Origin of the sequence: Flavobacterium cheniae (genome assembly GCF_004363695.1) — a bacterium.
In the GTDB taxonomy this organism is placed as follows: Bacteria; Bacteroidota; Bacteroidia; order Flavobacteriales; family Flavobacteriaceae; genus Flavobacterium; species Flavobacterium cheniae.
Genome location: NZ_SNZC01000005.1, coordinates 16,363 through 34,884 on the forward strand (window position 1 = coordinate 16,363; position 18,522 = coordinate 34,884).

At 33.7% G+C, this 18,522-nt stretch carries 19 protein-coding genes and 1 tRNA gene; 13 read left to right on the forward strand and 7 right to left on the reverse strand.

Annotation, left to right across the window (positions count from 1 at the left end):
- Positions 1 to 4: 4 nt before the first annotated feature.
- Positions 5 to 865, forward strand: coding sequence for a DMT family transporter (locus tag C8D80_RS11410; protein WP_133610517.1), 861 nt, complete (start codon positions 5 to 7; stop codon positions 863 to 865).
- A 1-nt stretch (position 866) separates the two neighbouring features.
- The gene (locus C8D80_RS11415; protein ID WP_133610519.1) at positions 867 to 1,481 is read left to right on the forward strand and encodes an IMPACT family protein; all 615 of its coding nucleotides are present in this window, start codon (positions 867 to 869) and stop codon (positions 1,479 to 1,481) included.
- Here the strand turns inward: C8D80_RS11415 and C8D80_RS11420 are convergent.
- Entirely contained in the window at positions 1,478 to 1,888 is a 411-nt protein-coding gene (locus C8D80_RS11420; protein WP_133610521.1) for an acyl-CoA thioesterase, read from the reverse strand. The genes C8D80_RS11415 and C8D80_RS11420 overlap by 4 nt on opposite strands.
- Positions 1,889 to 2,091: 203 nt before the next feature.
- Here C8D80_RS11420 and dnaA point away from each other — a divergent pair, with 203 nt between their 5' ends.
- The 3 genes from dnaA to C8D80_RS11435 are packed head-to-tail and all read left to right on the forward strand — an operon-like array spanning position 2,092 to position 4,717.
- Positions 2,092 to 3,519, forward strand: coding sequence for a chromosomal replication initiator protein DnaA (gene dnaA / locus C8D80_RS11425; RefSeq protein ID WP_133610523.1), 1,428 nt, complete (start codon positions 2,092 to 2,094; stop codon positions 3,517 to 3,519).
- A 3-nt stretch (positions 3,520 to 3,522) separates the two neighbouring features.
- Positions 3,523 to 3,975 (forward strand): low molecular weight protein-tyrosine-phosphatase, encoded by a 453-nt coding sequence (locus C8D80_RS11430; RefSeq protein ID WP_133610525.1) that lies wholly within the window; start codon positions 3,523 to 3,525, stop codon positions 3,973 to 3,975.
- 7 nt (positions 3,976 to 3,982) lie between these two features.
- The gene (locus C8D80_RS11435; protein ID WP_133610527.1) at positions 3,983 to 4,717 is read left to right on the forward strand and encodes an SAM-dependent methyltransferase; all 735 of its coding nucleotides are present in this window, start codon (positions 3,983 to 3,985) and stop codon (positions 4,715 to 4,717) included.
- 2 nt (positions 4,718 to 4,719) lie between these two features.
- Here the strand turns inward: C8D80_RS11435 and C8D80_RS11440 are convergent, their stop codons facing one another.
- The 5 genes from C8D80_RS11440 to dapF all read right to left on the reverse strand — a co-directional run bounded on the left by C8D80_RS11440 (position 4,720) and on the right by dapF (position 8,885).
- Entirely contained in the window at positions 4,720 to 5,367 is a 648-nt protein-coding gene (locus tag C8D80_RS11440; protein ID WP_133610529.1) for a peptidoglycan-binding protein LysM, read from the reverse strand.
- 96 nt (positions 5,368 to 5,463) lie between these two features.
- The gene (locus C8D80_RS11445; RefSeq protein ID WP_242004837.1) at positions 5,464 to 6,336 is read right to left on the reverse strand and encodes a DUF2279 domain-containing protein; all 873 of its coding nucleotides are present in this window, start codon (positions 6,334 to 6,336) and stop codon (positions 5,464 to 5,466) included.
- 124 nt (positions 6,337 to 6,460) lie between these two features.
- Positions 6,461 to 7,501: an endolytic transglycosylase MltG gene (gene mltG / locus C8D80_RS11450; protein WP_133610533.1), complete on the reverse strand. Its 1,041-nt coding sequence runs from the start codon at positions 7,499 to 7,501 to the stop codon at positions 6,461 to 6,463.
- An 11-nt stretch (positions 7,502 to 7,512) separates the two neighbouring features.
- Entirely contained in the window at positions 7,513 to 8,043 is a 531-nt protein-coding gene (locus C8D80_RS11455) for a GNAT family N-acetyltransferase (RefSeq protein WP_133610535.1), read from the reverse strand.
- A 53-nt stretch (positions 8,044 to 8,096) separates the two neighbouring features.
- The gene (gene dapF / locus C8D80_RS11460; protein WP_133610537.1) at positions 8,097 to 8,885 is read right to left on the reverse strand and encodes a diaminopimelate epimerase; all 789 of its coding nucleotides are present in this window, start codon (positions 8,883 to 8,885) and stop codon (positions 8,097 to 8,099) included.
- Positions 8,886 to 9,009: 124 nt separating this feature from the next.
- Here dapF and C8D80_RS11465 point away from each other — a divergent pair, with 124 nt between their 5' ends.
- The 3 genes from C8D80_RS11465 to C8D80_RS11475 all read left to right on the forward strand — a co-directional run bounded on the left by C8D80_RS11465 (position 9,010) and on the right by C8D80_RS11475 (position 12,574).
- On the forward strand, positions 9,010 to 10,392 hold the full coding sequence (locus C8D80_RS11465; protein ID WP_133610539.1) for a Do family serine endopeptidase: 1,383 nt from the start codon (positions 9,010 to 9,012) through the stop codon (positions 10,390 to 10,392).
- Between the two features lie 123 nt (positions 10,393 to 10,515).
- Positions 10,516 to 11,964 (forward strand): glyceraldehyde-3-phosphate dehydrogenase, encoded by a 1,449-nt coding sequence (locus C8D80_RS11470; RefSeq protein ID WP_133610541.1) that lies wholly within the window; start codon positions 10,516 to 10,518, stop codon positions 11,962 to 11,964.
- 145 nt (positions 11,965 to 12,109) lie between these two features.
- Complete coding sequence (locus C8D80_RS11475) at positions 12,110 to 12,574, forward strand: hypothetical protein (RefSeq protein ID WP_133610543.1); 465 nt, start codon at positions 12,110 to 12,112, stop codon at positions 12,572 to 12,574.
- A gap of 81 nt (positions 12,575 to 12,655) precedes the next feature.
- On the opposite strand, the gene trxB is transcribed toward C8D80_RS11475, so the two are convergent.
- Positions 12,656 to 13,603, reverse strand: a complete 948-nt coding sequence (trxB, locus tag C8D80_RS11480) for a thioredoxin-disulfide reductase (protein ID WP_133610545.1) — start codon at positions 13,601 to 13,603, stop codon at positions 12,656 to 12,658.
- A 153-nt stretch (positions 13,604 to 13,756) separates the two neighbouring features.
- Between trxB and C8D80_RS11485 the strand changes: the two genes are divergently transcribed.
- The 5 genes from C8D80_RS11485 (at position 13,757) to scpA (ending at position 18,492) form a co-directional block, all read left to right on the forward strand.
- Positions 13,757 to 13,831 (forward strand) — tRNA-Pro (locus C8D80_RS11485).
- 194 nt (positions 13,832 to 14,025) lie between these two features.
- Complete coding sequence (gene udk, locus C8D80_RS11490; RefSeq protein ID WP_133610547.1) at positions 14,026 to 14,634, forward strand: uridine kinase; 609 nt, start codon at positions 14,026 to 14,028, stop codon at positions 14,632 to 14,634.
- Positions 14,634 to 14,987, forward strand: coding sequence for an FtsB family cell division protein (locus C8D80_RS11495; RefSeq protein ID WP_133610549.1), 354 nt, complete (start codon positions 14,634 to 14,636; stop codon positions 14,985 to 14,987). Before udk ends, C8D80_RS11495 begins: the two co-directional genes overlap by 1 nt.
- Positions 14,988 to 14,998: 11 nt before the next feature.
- Positions 14,999 to 16,363 carry a methylmalonyl-CoA mutase subunit beta gene (locus tag C8D80_RS11500; RefSeq protein WP_133610551.1) on the forward strand — a complete coding sequence of 455 codons (1,365 nt, stop codon included), beginning with the start codon at positions 14,999 to 15,001 and terminating at the stop codon, positions 16,361 to 16,363.
- Complete coding sequence (scpA, locus tag C8D80_RS11505) at positions 16,363 to 18,492, forward strand: methylmalonyl-CoA mutase (protein ID WP_162845076.1); 2,130 nt, start codon at positions 16,363 to 16,365, stop codon at positions 18,490 to 18,492. The genes C8D80_RS11500 and scpA overlap by 1 nt, the downstream gene beginning before the upstream one ends.
- Positions 18,493 to 18,522 lie beyond the last annotated feature (30 nt).

The following is an 18,522-nucleotide window of genomic DNA, read 5'->3' on the forward strand; positions in this document are numbered from 1 at the left end:
CACCGTGATTTATTTATTACTGAGCATTGTATTTAATGCTGTTCTTTTTGTTATTATTAAACTCTTTGCCCGATTTAATATTGATGCATTACAGGCTTTAGTCGTAAATTACTTTGTTGCTTTTTTAGTGGGATTGTTCTTTTTAGATAATAGTCTTGCTCCAAAAGAAATTATCAGTCATGATTGGTTTAAAGGAAGTATTCTTTTGGGATTTGTTTTTATATCTACTTTTTATGCCACAACATTAACATCTCAAAGAAACGGACTTTCGGTTGCTTCCGTTGCTTCTAAGATGTCGGTAATTATTCCAATTACATTGGGAGTTATTTTATATAATGAAAGTCTTGGATTTATCAAGATTATAGGAATACTTTTGGCGTTAATTGCCGTTTATTTCACTTCCAAAAAAGAAACTGGCGAAGTACAAAATGCCAACAATTTACTTTTTCCCGTTTTAGTATTTCTTGGCGCTGGAACTATTGATGCTAGTTTAAAATATTTGCAAACCTATCATGTCCCTGCAAATCAAATTGGTTTATTTTCATCTGTCACCTTCTTCTGTGCTTTTAGTGTTGGAATACTAACGATACTTTTCCTAACCATTCGAGGAAAAATTAAATTTTCAGGAAGAAATATTTTAGGGGGAATAGCTTTGGGCTTACCTAATTACTTTTCTTTGTATTATTTAGTGAAAATGTTAGAAGCAAAAGCTTTTCAAAGCGCTACTTTATTTACTATTCATAATATTTCTATCGTTTTAGTTTCTACTTTTGTAGGCATTCTTTTTTTTAAAGAAAAAATTTCGCTTCGCAATGCATTCGGAATTGGATTAGCCTTATTTGCCCTTTATTTAGTTACCTATTAAAATGGATTTTTCAGAAAACGATTTATACAAAACCATAGATTTTCCGTCGGAAGAAGTTTTACTCAAAGAAAAAAACAGTAAATTCTTTGGCTACGCTATTCCTGTAACTTCTGAAGAAGATGTAAAAGAAAATTTAGAACGTTTGCGAAAAGAACATTTTTCGGCGCGTCATTGGTGTTATGCGTATCAAATTGGCACAGAGAAAATCCAATACCGCGCTAATGATGACGGCGAACCTAATAATAGTGCCGGCATGCCCATTTACGGACAAATTCAGTCATTTGAAGTTACAAACGTATTAGTTGTAGTGGTTCGTTATTTTGGCGGCGTAAAACTCGGCGTTGGCGGCTTGATTTCGGCATACAAAACAGCAGCTCAAATGGCTTTAGAAAATGCAACTATTATTGAAAAAACAATTGACAAGCATTTTATCATTTCTTTTGGTTATGCACACATGAATAAAGTAATGCGAATTATCAAAGAGAAAAATCTTCAAATCGTTTCTCAAAAAATGGAAATGGATTGCGAAATTGAAATTTCAATCCGTAAAAAAAATGTCCAAAATTTATTGGACACTTTTGAAAGCTTGTATGAAATTAAATTAACGGAAATTTAAACTTCTAGAAAAGAATATATCTTTTCAGAAACATAATTTGGAGGTGTCATTGGACGTCCAGTTTTCATGTCTACAAACACCAACATTGAGTAACCTGTTGTTAATAACTCATTCGCTTCATTATAGATTTCATAGTCAAATTCTATCTTCACAGAAGTCTGACTTTTAAAAATTGTTTTAACGGTTAGTAGGTCGTCATAGCGTGCAGGCTTTTTATAATTCATGGTTAAAGTAACTACAGGTAACATTACTCCGTTTTCCTCCATCCATTTGTAAGAAATCCCCATGTTTCTTAGCCATTCTACGCGTCCCATTTCAAAATATTGTGCGTAATTTCCGTGATAAACGACTCCCATTTGATCTGTTTCCGCGTAACGCACACGAACTTGAAATTGATATTCTCTCATATTAAACTACTATTAAATTAATCTTAAAAAATTATTCACAAGGCTTACAATATTTTTTTTTAAAAATCAAGGTTAAAAAAATTTTTTTTACAGAATTTTGTTCACATATTTGCTATCCCAAATTATCCGAACAGAATATCCGTTCTGTTCACTTTTGTAACCTATACAAAACTAAAATAAACAAGTAATAATTAAATGAATTTATGACGAAAACTGCGCAATCGGTATGGAATAACTGTCTGTCTTTCATAAAAGACAATATTCAAGATCAAGCTTACAAGACTTGGTTTGAACCTATACAGTCAGTTGAGCTAAACGATAACGCGTTGTCTATTCAAGTACCTAGTAAATTCTTCTACGAATGGTTAGAAGAACACTATGTAAAATTATTAAAAGTAGCCCTAACTAAAGAATTAGGACCGGGCGCAAAGTTATTGTATAAAATTAAGATGGAAAACACTTACGGTAATAAACTTCCATTTACAGAGCAAATTCCGAGTTATAACAGAACAGCGGTAAAACCTCAGGAAGTAGATGTGCCAATTGTGAATAAAAATCCAGAATTAAAAAACCCATTTGTTATTCCTGGTATTCGTAATTTAAAAATCGAATCGCAACTTAATGCTAATTACAGTTTTGATAATTTCCTTGAAGGAGATTCAAACCGTTTAGCAAGAAGTGCAGGTATGGCGGTAGCTAATAAACCAGGTGGAACTTCTTTCAACCCATTATTAATTTTTGGTGGTGTTGGTTTAGGAAAAACGCACTTAGCTCACGCTATTGGGGTTGAAATCAAAGATAAATATCCAGAAAAAACAGTATTGTATATTTCAGCTGAAATATTCACACAACAATATATTGATTCCGTTAAGAAAAATACACGTAACGACTTTATTCACTTCTATCAATTAATTGATGTTTTGATTATTGACGACGTACAATTCTTATCGGGTAAATCGGGAACACAAGATGTATTTTTCCACATCTTCAACCATTTACACCAAAACGGAAAACAAGTAATTCTTACTTCTGATAAAGCACCAGTTGACATGCAAGATATTGAGCAACGCTTACTATCTCGTTTCAAATGGGGATTATCGGCTGAATTACACCAACCCGACTACGAAACTCGTATTTCTATCCTAAAAAATATTTTATATAGAGATGGAGTTGAAATGCCTAATGACATTATTGAATATGTTGCTAAAAACATTAAATCAAACGTTCGTGAATTAGAAGGTGCTATTATTTCTTTAATTGCTCAATCTTCTTTCAACAAACGCGAAGTTACAATTGAATTAGCAAAACAGGTAGTTGAGAAATTCGTTAAAAATGTAAAACGTGAAATTTCAATTGATTATATTCAGAAAATTGTTTCTGATTATTTCCAATTGGATGTTGAAACCTTACAGTCAAAAACTAGAAAACGTCACGTTGTACAAGCTAGACAATTGGCCATGTTCTTTGCTAAGAAATTTACAAAAGCTTCTTTAGCAAACATTGGTTCGCAAATTGGAGACAGAGACCACGCAACGGTACTTCATGCTTGCAAAACAGTAGACAATTTGGTTACTACCGACAAACAATTTAGAAAATTCGTTGACGATATCAACAAGAAATTATCGCTGTAATTCATGGCTTCTAAAATCTTAATGGTTTGCTTAGGAAATATTTGCCGTTCTCCTTTGGCAGAAGGTATTATGCGCTCTAAACTTTCCGAAGATTTTATTGTGGATTCAGCAGGAACTGGAGGTTGGCACGCAGGTGAACTACCCGACAAACGTTCGATATCTACTGCAAAAAATAGAGGTTTAGACATCACCAATCAAAGAGCAAGACAATTCAAAAAAAGTGATTTTGATACTTTTGATCATATTTTTGTAATGGATAATTCCAATTACAAAGATGTTTTAGCTTTGGCACCAAATGAAGAAGCGAAATCGAAAGTCAAACTCATTTTAAACGAAATTTTTCCAAATGAAAACGTTGACGTTCCCGACCCTTACTACGGAGGTCAAGACGGATTTGAAAACGTTTTTGATATGTTAGACCAAGCTTGTGAAGAAATTGCAAGAAAACTTAAGTAATAATATCATGAAATCAAACACTTTAGGTAAACTATACTTAATTCCCATTACTTTATCCAACCCTGGAGAAACTACGGTAGTTCCTGAAGACGTTTTGCCTCAAACCATAAAGAGAACCATTGATTTTGTGGATTATTATATAGTTGAAAATGAGAAAACGGCTCGTAAATTCATCAAAAGTATTCATCCCGAAAAAAAACAACCTGATTTAAAGATTTCAGTATTAAATAAACACACAGAAATAGCTGAACATAACGAATTTATTCAACCTTTATTAAGGGGTGAAAACATCGGATTAATGAGTGAATCTGGTTGCCCTGGAATTGCCGATCCTGGTGCTGTGATTGTGAAGTTAGCACACGAGAAAGGAATTCAAGTAGTGCCGTTAGTAGGACCAAGTTCGATTTTATTAGCATTGATGGCAAGTGGAATGAACGGACAGAGTTTCGCTTTCAATGGCTATTTGCCAATCGATAAAAACGATAAAAAACAGGCTTTAAAGAATTTCGAACGTTTATCTCAGGATAAAAATCAGTCTCAATTGTTTATTGAAACGCCATATAGAAACAATAAATTAATGGAGGATTTGTTGCAAATTTTACAACCAAGCACTTATTTATGTGTAGCTTGTGATATTACTTTACCAACAGAATACATAAAAACCAAAACAGTTAACGAATGGAAAAAAGAAAAGGCCGATTTGCATAATCGACCTTGTATTTTTATTATTCACAAAATGTAAAATTACTCTAAATTTACTTTAGCATTTGCATCTGCTTCAATGTGCGAAATATCGTAATTTGAAAATTTTCTGATGTAGCTTGATAACGATGTTCCAAAACCATCTTTGAAACCATTACGTCCATTACTTCTTAAATATTTCTTTACTGAACCTGCACCACCTAAATGGGCAGCGGCAACTAAGCCTGATTCTGTAATTTCAACACCATTAATAATTCTTCCTGAGTATTTTTGAATCTCTTTTCTTAATTCCCACTTGTTACGAGCTATTAAAGCTTCAAAAGCCTTATCTTGCCACACAGCATTACGTAAAAATTCTTGAAAATCATAAACACCTACAGTGCGTAGTGTACTTCTTCCGAATTGATATTTACCCATGTACCCGTAAGGATTCACTAAATGTAATATACCTCTTGACTCTTTATAAGCCATTTTTTGAGCAAAACCAGCAAATGATTTACCAACGTGTGGCACTTTAACTGGAATTACTACTTCTTCGTTTTCGTATTCATTTGGAACGTGGTATTTAATTACCTCTGAGTTCGACAAATGAAATCCTTCCAATTTTTCTTCTTTAAAGGTTATAAAACCTGAAGAAACGACTAAGACTAGGAGTGTCAATCCTATAAAGTAAGACCTTTTTTTTATCATGAATTGTTATTTCTCAGCGCCTGTCACCCATCTGAAATTACCGATGCAAATATACAAAAAAAATTACAATATTGATTTACAGCATGTTAATAATTCCTAAAAGTAGATGAAATGACCTTTAAGTCCGTTATACTCATCGTATTGCAAAGTAGGTGCAGGAATTTTAATCGTGTTAAAAACAGAGAAAAGTGTCTTTAAAAAATGAGATTTTGTACTAATTTTCGTTAAGTCAACATCCAAACTAAGGTAAAATTGACGATATGGGTTTTGAATGATTCCGTTTTCGATTGCTTCAGCATCATTTCCGTACAACATTCCCTCTCCACTATAACCAATTGCTAGGTTTAACCACTTGGGAATAAAGCTATCTTTTGTAAACGAATGAACGTTAAACGACAACCAATATGTTTGACCGTTGTAATCTTTTAAAATTTCTTCGTTAAAGGATGCTCCCAGAGTTTCAGGACGTTGTGAAGCGAATTTGGTTTGATGAAATGAAAACTTCGGTGTGATACGTTGTTCTTTCCAAAGTAATTCTTGAGAAACATACAGCGCCGTTCCCGAAACATTTGCAATAATATCGCCAGATGATGCTCCCCATTCTTGTGAAAAACCATCAAAAACCTCAACTACAGTTAAAAATCCTAATCCAAGAGTGGAACCATAAATGAGTTGTTCTTTTTTTGAAGCGCCACTCCATTGTAACATTTCAGCTCCTACCCTTCCTAAATGATAGGTAGAATATAGGTGTCCTAATTTATCCATTTGCAACCACTGATTGTTATCATTAATAAAATGAAAATCAGATTTTGGATAATCTTTATACCAAAGTTGGTTTAAACCAATTAAAGTAGCACCCAAAGCAACAGATTCACCAACATAAACGCCAGTTCTTCTTGGTTTATTGAGCGTATCAGAAGGTTTTAAGAAAGTATTGCTATCTGATTGCGCTTGAGAAAAAACAGACACAAACAGAAAAACGAACAGCCAGCTAGTCCTGATTGCAATAAAAATCCTATGCTGAAAGCATAGATTGAAATGGAAAGCAGGAAAATGGTTTACTGATAAAGCCCAAGCCATTCGCTCTTAAAAATTAACGATCGATTCCTAATTTAGTAACCCACTCAGCATATTTTTTAGCATTTACTTGATGCGCTTCGTAGCTTGAAGCAAAGGCATGATAACCTGGTTTATCTGGATTTGCACAGAAATAAATATAATCGTGTTTTTCTGAATTTAAAACTGCATCGATAGCCGAAACATCAGGCATAGCGATTGGTCCTGGAGGCAAACCTTTATTTACATAGGTATTGTAAGGAGAATTAATTCGTAAATCGTTAAAGAAAACGCGTTTAATTTCTTGGTCAAAATCGCCCGAACGTTTTTTGATTGCGTAAATAATGGTTGGGTCAGCCTGAAGTGGCATATCTTGTTTCAAACGATTTAAATAAACGCCAGCTACTGTTGGTCTTTCATCTACTTTTGCTGTTTCTTTATGTACAATTGACGCTAACGTATAAACTTGAATAGGTGTTAACCCTAAAGCTTTTGCTTTTTCTTTACGCTCATTATTCCAAAAAATTCGGTATTCTTTAGCTAATTTTTGAGCAATTTTGTCCGCTGGTGTATTCCAATAGAACTCGTATGTATTAGGAATAAAAAGTGCCAAAACAGTTTCTTCTGTTAATCCATTTTCCTCTAAAAAAGGTGTATTGGTAAACGCTACATCTAATTTTAAACTATCTGGTTCTAATTGGGTAGCTAAACGTTGTACTAACTTACCTAACGTTTCTTGATTGTTAAAAGCTACTTTTACAGGAACATTTAAACGTAAACTTCTTACCATATCAAAACTAGTCATGTCTTTTTTGAAAAGAAATTTTCCAGCTTTTACATTCGTACTATAATTTCTTGATGTGGCAACAAAATCAAATTTTTCAAAATCTTTTACCAATGGTTTAACGATTTCTACTACTTGTTCATAAGTTGAATTTGAAGGAATGTAAACATAAACTTCGTCTTGTGAAAACTGTGTATTAGGTGTAAAAGCTTTGAAATATACATAAACACCAACTGCAGTTGCAACTACGATTCCGGCAACAGCGATTATTGAAATAAGTTTTTTTACGTTCAAGGGATTATTTTTTAAATGTGATTGATTAATTGATATAAAATTTCGTCTTCGTATTGATTGTTGATTTTATTCCAATCTTTTTTTACTCCGATTTTCTGAAAGCCAAATTTAGTAAAAAGGGAAATACTAATTTCATTTTTTGAACCAATATTTGCATATAGTTGATGCAATTGCAATTGATTGAAAGCATAATTGATTACAAGTTGTAATGCTTCTGAACCAATTCCTGAATTTCGATTGCTTTCGCTTGAAATGACAATTCCAACTCCCGCTCTATTATTTTTAGGATCAAAATCAAATAAATCGATTAAACCTACTGCTTCAAAAGTATCATTTAAGCAAATTGCTAAGCGCAATTGTTTGGCTTCATAAATATCTTGATGTGCATTTTCTAAATACTGACGAATCAAAAATCGACTATAAGGTGTTTGCGTGTTACTTACATCCCAAACTGATTCGTTGTTTTCTATTTTGTAGATAAACTCTAAATCTTCAGGTTCGAGTGCGCGTAGGTATATGTTGGTTCCTTTTAATGTTATCATTTCAAATTCAAGTTCAAATACAAGTTCAAAAATCAAAAATCGTTACTCTTCAATCAAAAATCTAAATCAATTTTTCCTTCAAAAACGAAAGTTGCTGGTCCGATTAAGAAAACATTGGTGTAATTTCCATTATCTACGTCAAATTGTACTTTTAATTTTCCGCCTTCAACATTCAAATCTATAATATTATTATTTGTTTTTCCGCTTTGATGCATCGCGATAGCAACTGCTGTTACGCCAGTTCCACAAGACAACGTTTCATCTTCAACACCGCGCTCGTAGGTACGAACCGCAAAAATATCATTTGCTAATTGATACACAAAATTGACATTACTTCCTGCTTTTCCATACAAATCAGAATAACGAATTTTTGCTCCTTCTGTTTTAATATCCAATTCAACTAAATCATCTACCAATTGCACATGATGAGGCGAACCTGTATTTAAAAAGGTATAATCTTCATATTGATTAACTGTATCAACATCTTTCATTTGAAGCGCTACGATTCCTTCTGCATCGATAGTTGCGTAATGATATCCATCCACGGCTTCAAACTCGGCTTTGTTTTCGATAACGCCCATTTGTTTAGCAAAAGCGACTAGACATCTACCTCCATTTCCACACATTGAACTCTCGTTTCCATCCGAATTATAATAGACCATTTTAAAATCATATTGTGGATGGTTTTCAAGAAGAATCAAGCCATCACCACCTATACCGAATCTTCTATCACATAGTTGTGCTACAAGTTTGGTATTATTTTTAGGAAAAAACTCCGAACGATTGTCAATCATAACAAAATCGTTTCCAGTTCCTTGATATTTATAAAATGTAAGTTGCATTGTATAATTAATTTATACAAAAGTACGAATTATTAATAAGATGTTAAACATTGTTAATCGAGCGTTAAAGTGATTTTTTGGAATATTTTTTATTATAATTTTGAGTGAACAAAAATTAATACATATGAAAAAATTTGGAAGTTTATTTCTCGTATCGCTCTTGAGTGGAGCCGTAACATTAGGTGCTTACAAATTCTTTTTAGAGCCAAATAATGCAGGAAAACTAACACTTGCATCACCTAATTATGCCAAAAATGTAAGTTTAGGCGCCGAAAATATTGATTTTACCGCAGCAGCCGAAAACACGATTCACGCTGTAGTTCACGTAAAAAACGTGAGTGTTTCAAAAGTACCAAACAATCCTTTAATGGAGTTTTTCTATGGCTATCAAGGACCAAGAGAACAAACACAAATAGGAACAGGTTCTGGTGTTATCATTACCGAAGATGGTTATATTGTAACCAATAATCACGTTATTCAAGATGCTACAGAATTAGAAGTAACGCTAAACAATAATAAATCCTACAAAGCAAAATTAGTCGGAACCGATTCTAAAATGGATGTCGCGCTTTTAAAAGTAGAAGCCGATGAAAAATTACCTTATGCGGTTTTTGGTGATTCTGATTCAATTAAAGTGGGAGAATGGGTTTTGGCAGTTGGGAATCCGTATAACTTGAATTCTACTGTTACAGCTGGAATTGTTTCGGCAAAAGCTAGAAATTTATCCAACAATGGAATTCAATCCTTCATTCAAACAGATGCAGCCGTAAATCCCGGAAACAGTGGTGGTGCATTAGTAAACACTCGTGGAGAATTAATTGGAATTAACACGATGATTTCTTCTCCTACAGGAAGTTATGCAGGATATTCGTTTGCTGTTCCATCGAATTTAACTCGAAAAATTATTGAAGATTTAATGCAGTTTGGAAATGTTCAACGCGGTGTTTTAGGTGTTGAAGGTGGCGAATTGAATTCGAATTACGCAAAAGAATTAGGTATCAAAGAAACACAAGGTTTCTATATTAATAAGGTGACTAAAAATTCGGGAGCTGAAAAAGCTGGATTAACCAAAGGTGATATCATTGTACAATTAGACGATAAAAAAATTAATGGTTTTGCCGAATTATCAGCTTACATTAATACAAAACGACCTAATGATGTCATTCAAGTAAGTGTTTTACGCGATGGAAAACAAAAAACACTTCCGGTTAAGTTGACTAAAAAAGAAATTTTAAATTACGAATTCAACGGAATTGAATTTGAAGATCTTGATGCTGCTGATAAAAAACAATTCAACGTTAAAGAAGGTATCAAAATTAAGAAAGTCAACAATCCTGAATACGCGGAATACAGTGACATTTTAGACGGCGCTGTAATTTTAAGTATTGACGGAATCAAAGCGAAAGATATGGAAACCGTTTCAAGCTATTTGGCTAAGAAAGAAAATCAAAAAGCGCGTTATCAAATTATTTCTAAAAACGGTCAAATGTATAGCATCATCATGTAAAATAATGCTGCCCAACTCATGTTTAAAACCAGACAAAAATAATGTCTGGTTTTTTTATTAAAAAAATTTTACGAAAACGATTGAAATCTATACTTTTGCACTACAAACAACACATTTAATTTCATGAGCAATATCTCTTTATACGAAAAAGAATTAGCTTTTCAGGCAGACAGAAGAAAAGCTGGTGTAGAATTCATTAAAATCATCAGTGATTTATGGTATGATAAATCAATCGAATTGGTTTTATTCCGTAATCAATTGATCGATAAAAACGTAAGCGAAATCATCAACTTACACGAGTACGCTGGTGCTTTTGTTGAAAAACCAATCAACGTTTTTGACTCAGTTGAGATTGCAAGTGCTATTGTAGATTTAGATTTACCACCATCAAGAATTGATATTGGAAAATTAACTTACGAATATCATTTAGAAGACGACAAATACAATGATGCAAAAGCATTCGTTATCGACAAATTAAAAAACGCTAAAAACTTCCAAGAAATTAAACCAAAAGATGTCGTGTTATACGGATTTGGTAGAATTGGTCGTTTATTAGCTCGTGAATTAATGTCGAAAATTGGAAAAGGACAACAATTACGTTTAAGAGCGATTGTAACTAGAGATAAAAATGATGCAGTTTTATTAGAAAAAAGAGCATCTTTATTACGTTACGATTCTGTTCATGGTGATTTCAATGGTTCGGTTATTGCAGATCCAGAAAACAATGCTTTATTGATTAATGGAACAACGGTTCACATCATTACAGCTAACACACCAGAAGAAATTGATTATACAGCTTACGGAATTGAAGATGCTTTAGTTATCGACAACACCGGAGCTTTCACTACAGAAGAAGCATTAAAACGTCATTTAACTTCAAAAGGAGCTGATAAAGTTTTATTAACGGCACCAGGAAAAGGAGTTCCAAATATCGTTTACGGAGTAAATCATGAAGATTACAACCCAGACGAAGTGAGCATTTTCTCTGCAGCTTCTTGTACAACCAATGCGATAACTCCAGTTTTAAAAGCTGTTGAAGATACTTTAGGTGTGGTAAAAGGACACTTAGAAACGATTCACGCTTATACGAATGACCAAAACTTAGTAGACAACATGCACAAAAAATACCGTAGAGGTCGTGCTGCTGCTTTAAACATGGTCATTACCGAAACTGGCGCTGGAAGTGCTGTTGCAAAAGCTTTACCTGCATTAGCCGGAAAATTAACTTCAAACGCGATTCGTGTACCTGTTCCAAATGGTTCATTGGTAGTATTGAATTTAGAAGTTGGAAAAGAAACTTCTATTGAAGAAGTAAACAACATTATGAAAAAATACGCTTTAGAAGGTGATCTTGTAGAGCAAATTAAATACTCTTTAAACAACGAGTTAGTATCTTCGGATATTGTAGGAACTTCTGCTCCTGCTATTTTTGATAGTAACGCAACTATTGTTTCTGGAGACGGAAAAAACATTGTAATGTACGTTTGGTACGATAACGAATATGGTTATAGTCACCAAGTAATTCGTTTAGCTAAATACATTGCTAAAGTAAGAAGATATAGCTACTATTAGTAGATAGCAAAAATTTGAAAAGCTCTTGGTGAAAACTAAGAGCTTTTTTTTGTTTTTATCAAGATTGATTTTTGGTATATTTGATTGATTATTATTCTCTAAATTTCATTATATTTTAAAATTATAAAATCAACCTTTTGCCAACATGAAAAAAATTCTAATTATAATTGTATGTTTATTTCTTATAAACTGTTCAAAAGATAAATCTAAAACTTTTCCTATAATAATTAGTTACTCAATAAATGACTCTAATATTGACATCAAAAACAATTTCACTATTTCAGTAATAAAAGAAAAAGACACCTTAATTTTTTACCCAAAAGACCAAATAATTAACTTCGAAAAGCTAAATGAGTTTAATAATTATATAATCATTTTTAAGCATAATAAAAGATCGATTGTTTTTGATAATTTTTCAAACAAGATGTTAAATCCTTCTCAAAAAATGGAGTGGAAATTTGGAATTGAAAACCAACCTTTTAATGTAGAAAATAAAATTTTATCAACAGAAGAATATAACGATAAAACCATAAAAGAGTTGGAATATATACAATTCAATCCTTTAGAATTTGGCGATGGAATTGAAAAAATTAACATAATAAGAGAGTAATCAAAATAAAAAAATAATTTTCTATAAAAACAAAAAGCTCCTATTTTTCAATAGGAGCTTTTTGTTTTTATAGTATTGTAATTACTCTTTCGAAGCAATATAACGTTCTGCATCTAATGCCGCCATACAACCTGTTCCCGCAGCCGTAATTGCCTGACGATATACATGGTCAGCAGCATCACCTGCTACAAATACACCTGCTACATTTGTTTTAGAACTTCCAGGTACATTTACGATGTAACCTGTTTCGTCTAACGTAATGTAGTCCGCAAAAATATCTGTGTTTGGTTTGTGACCAATGGCTACGAAAAATCCTGTTGCTGGAATTTCAGTAATTTCACCTGTTGCTCTATTTTTTGCTTTAACTCCAGTAACTACTTGTCCGTCACCTAAAACTTCTTCTGTTTCAGTATTCATTAAAATTTCGATGTTTTCAGTTTTTTGAACACGTTCAGCCATAATTTTAGAAGCTCTAAATTTATCACTACGAACTAACATCGTTACTTTTTTACATAATTTAGATAAGTAATGTGCTTCTTCACACGCACTATCTCCTGCTCCTACGATTACAACTTCCTGATTTCTATAGAAAAACCCGTCACAAACCGCACAAGCTGAAACACCACCACCTAATTTTAAATAGTATTGTTCCGATTCTAATCCTAAATATTTAGCAGAAGCTCCAGTAGAAATAATTACCGTTTCTGCATGAATTTCTATGGTATCGTTAATCCAAACTTTATGAATATCTCCAGAGAAATCTACTTTTGTAGCCCATCCATCACGAATATCTGAACCAAAACGTTTTGCTTGTTCTTGCAACTGAACCATCATTTCAGGTCCGGTTACGCCTTCAGGATATCCTGGAAAATTTTCAACTTCATTAGTTGTTGTTAATTGACCACCTGGTTGTTGTCCTTGATATAAAACAGGATTCATATTAGCTCTAGCCGCATAAATAGCTGCAGTATAACCCGCTGGACCAGAACCTATAATTAAGCATTTTACTTTTTCGATTGTATCTGACATAACTTTATTCTTTTAAGAGTAGCAAATGTAAGTTTTTAATTAAAATTATTTCTTAAAAATAGATTAGAATTCACTATTTCATAATAAACTAAATTTATTTTTAAAAAACGTTTTGAAAATAACAATATAGTTCTATATTTGCACTCACAAATTCGGGGTGTAGCGTAGCCCGGTTATCGCGCCTGCTTTGGGAGCAGGAGGCCGCAGGTTCGAATCCTGCCACCCCGACAAAAGACCTTCAATTGAGGGTCTTTTTTCATTTATAAAAATCTGTTTTCTATCTGCGATGCAAAGCATCCGTTTTATCCGCGTTCCAAAACCTATATTTTTTTAGCATTTATTCCCAAAACTTTCTCATCAAAACAAAAAACACATAGAATATTATTTCTATTTTTGCTAAAACAATCAATTTAAGAATCTTTATGCTAATTATTGGAATTGCCGGCGGTACCGGAAGTGGAAAAACAACAGTTGTACATCAGATTATGAATGAGTTACCTGCTACTGAGGTAGGTATTATTTCTCAAGATTCTTACTACAAAGAAACGCATCATCTGAGTTATGAAGAGCGTACCAAAATTAATTTCGACCATCCAAGAGCGATTGATTTTGAATTATTAGTAGCACATCTTAAAGATTTGAAAGCTGGAAAAACTATTGAACAGCCAGTTTATTCTTTCGTTACTCACGATAGAACTGACGATAAAATCATCACACATCCAAGAAAAGTAATGATTGTAGAAGGCATCTTAATCCTAACCAATCCAGAATTAAGAGATATGTTTGACATTAAAGTATACGTTCATGCCGATTCTGACGAAAGATTAATTCGTCGTTTAAAACGTGATATTGCAGAACGTGGTCGTGACATGGAAGAAGTTTTAAACCGTTATCAAAATACGTTAAAACCAATGCATGAACAGTTTATCGAACCAACAAAAGCGTTTGCTGACATCATTATTCCAAATGACAAATACAACACAGTTGCTATTGATGTAGTGCGTGCTGTAATTAATCAAAGATTAGTATAATGAAAAAAATAAAGAATTTAATTGCCAATTATCCGTTCCTAAGGTTTTTAGTGAACCGTTATATTTTGGTATTACTTTTCTTTATTGTTTGGATGTTATTTTTCGACAATTATTCCTATTTAGAACATCGCGTTTTAGATAAAGAAATTGAAGAAATTGAAGATAACATTCAATATTACAAAACCGAAATCAAAAAAGACAGCGCCAATATAAAACACCTTAAAAATGATGATCGTGTTGAAAAATACGCTCGCGAAAAATATTACATGAAACGCGAAAACGAAGATATTTACATCATCGAATTTGAAGGCGAAAAGAAAGCTGAAACTGAAAAAACAACTAGTAACAATTAAACATATAATTCGTGGCTAACAACAATTTATTTTCCGATTTTGAAGCCGTTTCTTCTAAACAATGGAAGCAACAAATTCAATACGAACTAAAAGGTGCCGATTACAACGAAACATTAGTTTGGGAAAGTCCAGAAGGAATAAAAGTAAAACCGTTTTATCACAATGATGAAACAGCAATAAATCTTGATGCCATTGTTCCAACAAAACCTTTTGCAATTGTTCAAAATATTTTTGTTCATGATGTTCAAAAATCAAACGCTCGTGCGCTAGAAACGTTACAAAGAGGAGCTGAAAGTGTTCGCTTTACATTAGAAAACGATACGGTTTCAATTGAAGAATTAATGCAAAATCTTCCGCTGGAGAATGTGAATTATTATTTCAACTTACCTTTTCTTTCTGTTGAATTTTCGAATAATATCAATGATTTCAAGGCAAAAAACAATGCTAACATCTTTATCCAAAACGATCCAATCGGTCAATTAGCAAAAGATGGAAATTGGTTTGAAAACCTTGAAAAAGATTTCGAAAAGCTAAATACAATTACTCCTAAATTAACTGTTCCATTTTTAACTATTTCAAGTGGAATTTATCAAAATGCAGGAGCGAATATAGTACAACAATTAGTTTACACTTTAGCGCAAGCAAACGAATATTTCAATAGAATTCCAAACATCAACCAACCGATTACGATTGAAGTTGCGGTTGGAACGAATTACTTTTTTGAAATTGCGAAACTAAGAGCATTACGTCTTTTATTCAATACATTAGCATCAGAATACAATCATAATTTTGATTGCCATATCATCGCAACACCAACCAAACGCAACAAAACCTTATACGATTACAACGTAAACATGTTGCGAACGACTACTGAATGTATGTCGGCCATTTTAGGTGGAGCCGATGCAGTTGCGAATTTAGCTTACGATGCGATTTATCACAAAGACAACGAGTTTGGCGATAGAATTTCAAGAAACCAATTGTTAGTTTTAAAACACGAAAGTTATTTTGACAAAGTGAATAATCCTGCTGATGGTGCTTATTACATTGAAACATTAACAGAACAATTAGCAGAAAGAGCATTAGAATTATTCAAAGATATCGAGAAAAATGGTGGATTGATTTCGCAATTAATCGATGGAACAATTCAGAGAAAAATCAACGAAAGCGCACAAAAAGAACAAGAACTTTTCGATTCAGGGAAAGAAGTTTTATTGGGAACCAATAAGTATCCAAACAAAAACGACCAAATGAAAAACGATTTGGAATTGTATCCTTTCGTAAAACAAAACGCCAGAAAAACGTTAATCACACCGATTATCGAAAAACGTTTGGCTGAAAAATTAGAACAAGAACGATTATCTCAAGAGCAATAATCATGAGAAAAGATATACAACATTTAGAATTAGGCAAAAGTGAAAAGGCAAAAGTAAAAAGTACAAGTGCTGATAATTTTGCCACCGCTGAAGGAATCGAATTAAAACCAACTTATACTAAAGAAGATATTTCCGATTTAGAACACCTTGGTTTTGGCGCTGGTTTTGCACCAAATTTACGCGGACCTTATTCAACCATGTACGTTCGCAGACCTTGGACGATTCGTCAATATGCGGGATTTTCAACTGCGGAAGAAAGTAATGCTTTTTACAGAAGAAACTTAGCGGCTGGACAAAAAGGTTTATCCGTTGCCTTCGATTTAGCAACACACAGAGGTTACGATTCAGACCACGAACGAGTAGTCGGCGACGTTGGAAAAGCTGGTGTTGCGATTGACTCGGTGGAAGACATGAAAGTGCTTTTCGATCAAATTCCGTTAGGTGAAATGTCGGTTTCGATGACGATGAATGGTGCGGTTTTACCTATCATGGCATTTTATATAGTGGCAGCGGAAGAACAAGGCGTTACTCCTAACCTATTATCGGGAACGATTCAGAATGATATTTTGAAGGAATTCATGGTGCGAAATACTTATATTTATCCACCAACACCTTCGATGAAAATTATTGCGGATATTTTTGAATATACGAGTAAAAACATGCCTAAATTCAACTCGATTTCAATTTCGGGTTACCACATGCAAGAAGCGGGAGCTACTGCTGATATTGAATTAGCATATACTTTAGCAGATGGTTTGGAATACATTCGCACTGGTTTAGCGGCTGGAATGGATATTGATACGTTCGCTCCTCGCCTTTCGTTTTTCTGGGCGATTGGAATGAATCATTTTATGGAAATTGCAAAAATGCGTGCCGGTCGTATGCTTTGGGCAAAACTATTGAAACAATTCAATCCAAAAGACGAAAAATCATTAGCTTTAAGAACGCATTGCCAAACTTCGGGTTGGAGTTTAACGGAGCAAGATCCTTTTAATAATGTGGCTCGAACTGCTATTGAAGCAGCCGCAGCAGCCTTTGGAGGAACTCAATCGTTACACACGAATGCTTTAGACGAAGCTATTGCTTTACCAACTGATTTCTCAGCTCGAATTGCTCGTAATACCCAAATCTTTTTACAAGAAGAAACCAAAATCTGCAAAACGGTGGATCCTTGGGCAGGAAGTTATTATGTAGAAAGTTTAACGGCTGAAATTGCTGAAAAAGCTTGGGCTTTAATTGAAGAAGTAGAAGAACTTGGCGGAATGACAAAAGCCATTGAAGCTGGAATTCCTAAACTAAGAATTGAAGAAGCTGCAGCGCGCAAACAAGCGCGTATCGACAGCAGTCAAGATATTATTGTTGGGGTGAACAAATACCGTTTGGAAAAAGAAGATCCGTTGCATATTTTGGATGTGGATAACCAAATGGTGCGCAAACAACAAATTGAACGTTTAGAGCAAATTAAAGCTACTCGCGATAACGCTAAAGTTGCCGAATGTTTAGCAAAATTAACCGAAAGCGCTAAAAATGGTGGTGAAAATTTACTATCTTTAGCAGTAGAAGCAGCAAGAAACAGAGCTACATTAGGCGAAATTAGTGATGCTTTAGAAGTAGTTTTCGGAAGATATAAAGCACAAATTAGAAGTTTTAGCGGCGTGTATAGTAAAGAAATTAAAAACGACGAAAGTTTTGAAAAAGCAAAACAATTAGCTGATGCTTTCGCGAAGAAAGAAGGTCGTCGTCCTCGTATTATGATTGCGAAAATGGGACAAGATGGTCACGATCGTGGTGCGAAAGTAGTAGCAACAGGTTATGCCGATGTAGGTTTTGACGTAGACATTGGTCCGTTATTCCAAACGCCACAAGAAGCTGCCAAACAAGCGGTTGAAAACGACGTACACATTTTAGGCGTTTCTTCGTTAGCAGCGGGACACAAAACCTTGGTACCACAAGTTATTGAAGAACTAAAAAAATACGGAAGAGAAGATATTATGGTAATTGTGGGTGGAGTTATCCCAGCACAAGACTACCAATTCTTATTCGACGCCGGAGCAGTAGCGGTTTTTGGTCCTGGAACTAAAATTAGCGATGCCGCGATTACAATATTGGAAGTTTTATTGGAGGAGTAAACCTCATCTAATCAATGTACATCAACAAAA

Excerpts from the sequence above, each read along its gene's own strand:
- C8D80_RS11415 (WP_133610519.1), top strand. The coding sequence starts at position 867 with ATGGATTTTTCAGAAAACGATTTATACAAAACCATAGATTTTCCGTCG.
- C8D80_RS11420 (WP_133610521.1), bottom strand. The coding sequence starts at position 1,888 with ATGAGAGAATATCAATTTCAAGTTCGTGTGCGTTACGCGGAAACAGAT.
- dnaA (WP_133610523.1), top strand. The coding sequence starts at position 2,092 with ATGACGAAAACTGCGCAATCGGTATGGAATAACTGTCTGTCTTTCATA.
- C8D80_RS11430 (WP_133610525.1), top strand. The coding sequence starts at position 3,523 with ATGGCTTCTAAAATCTTAATGGTTTGCTTAGGAAATATTTGCCGTTCT.
- C8D80_RS11435 (WP_133610527.1), top strand. The coding sequence starts at position 3,983 with ATGAAATCAAACACTTTAGGTAAACTATACTTAATTCCCATTACTTTA.
- C8D80_RS11440 (WP_133610529.1), bottom strand. The coding sequence starts at position 5,367 with ATGATAAAAAAAAGGTCTTACTTTATAGGATTGACACTCCTAGTCTTA.
- C8D80_RS11455 (WP_133610535.1), bottom strand. The coding sequence starts at position 8,043 with ATGATAACATTAAAAGGAACCAACATATACCTACGCGCACTCGAACCT.
- dapF (WP_133610537.1), bottom strand. The coding sequence starts at position 8,885 with ATGCAACTTACATTTTATAAATATCAAGGAACTGGAAACGATTTTGTT.
- C8D80_RS11465 (WP_133610539.1), top strand. The coding sequence starts at position 9,010 with ATGAAAAAATTTGGAAGTTTATTTCTCGTATCGCTCTTGAGTGGAGCC.
- C8D80_RS11470 (WP_133610541.1), top strand. The coding sequence starts at position 10,516 with ATGAGCAATATCTCTTTATACGAAAAAGAATTAGCTTTTCAGGCAGAC.
- C8D80_RS11475 (WP_133610543.1), top strand. The coding sequence starts at position 12,110 with ATGAAAAAAATTCTAATTATAATTGTATGTTTATTTCTTATAAACTGT.
- trxB (WP_133610545.1), bottom strand. The coding sequence starts at position 13,603 with ATGTCAGATACAATCGAAAAAGTAAAATGCTTAATTATAGGTTCTGGT.
- udk (WP_133610547.1), top strand. The coding sequence starts at position 14,026 with ATGCTAATTATTGGAATTGCCGGCGGTACCGGAAGTGGAAAAACAACA.
- C8D80_RS11495 (WP_133610549.1), top strand. The coding sequence starts at position 14,634 with ATGAAAAAAATAAAGAATTTAATTGCCAATTATCCGTTCCTAAGGTTT.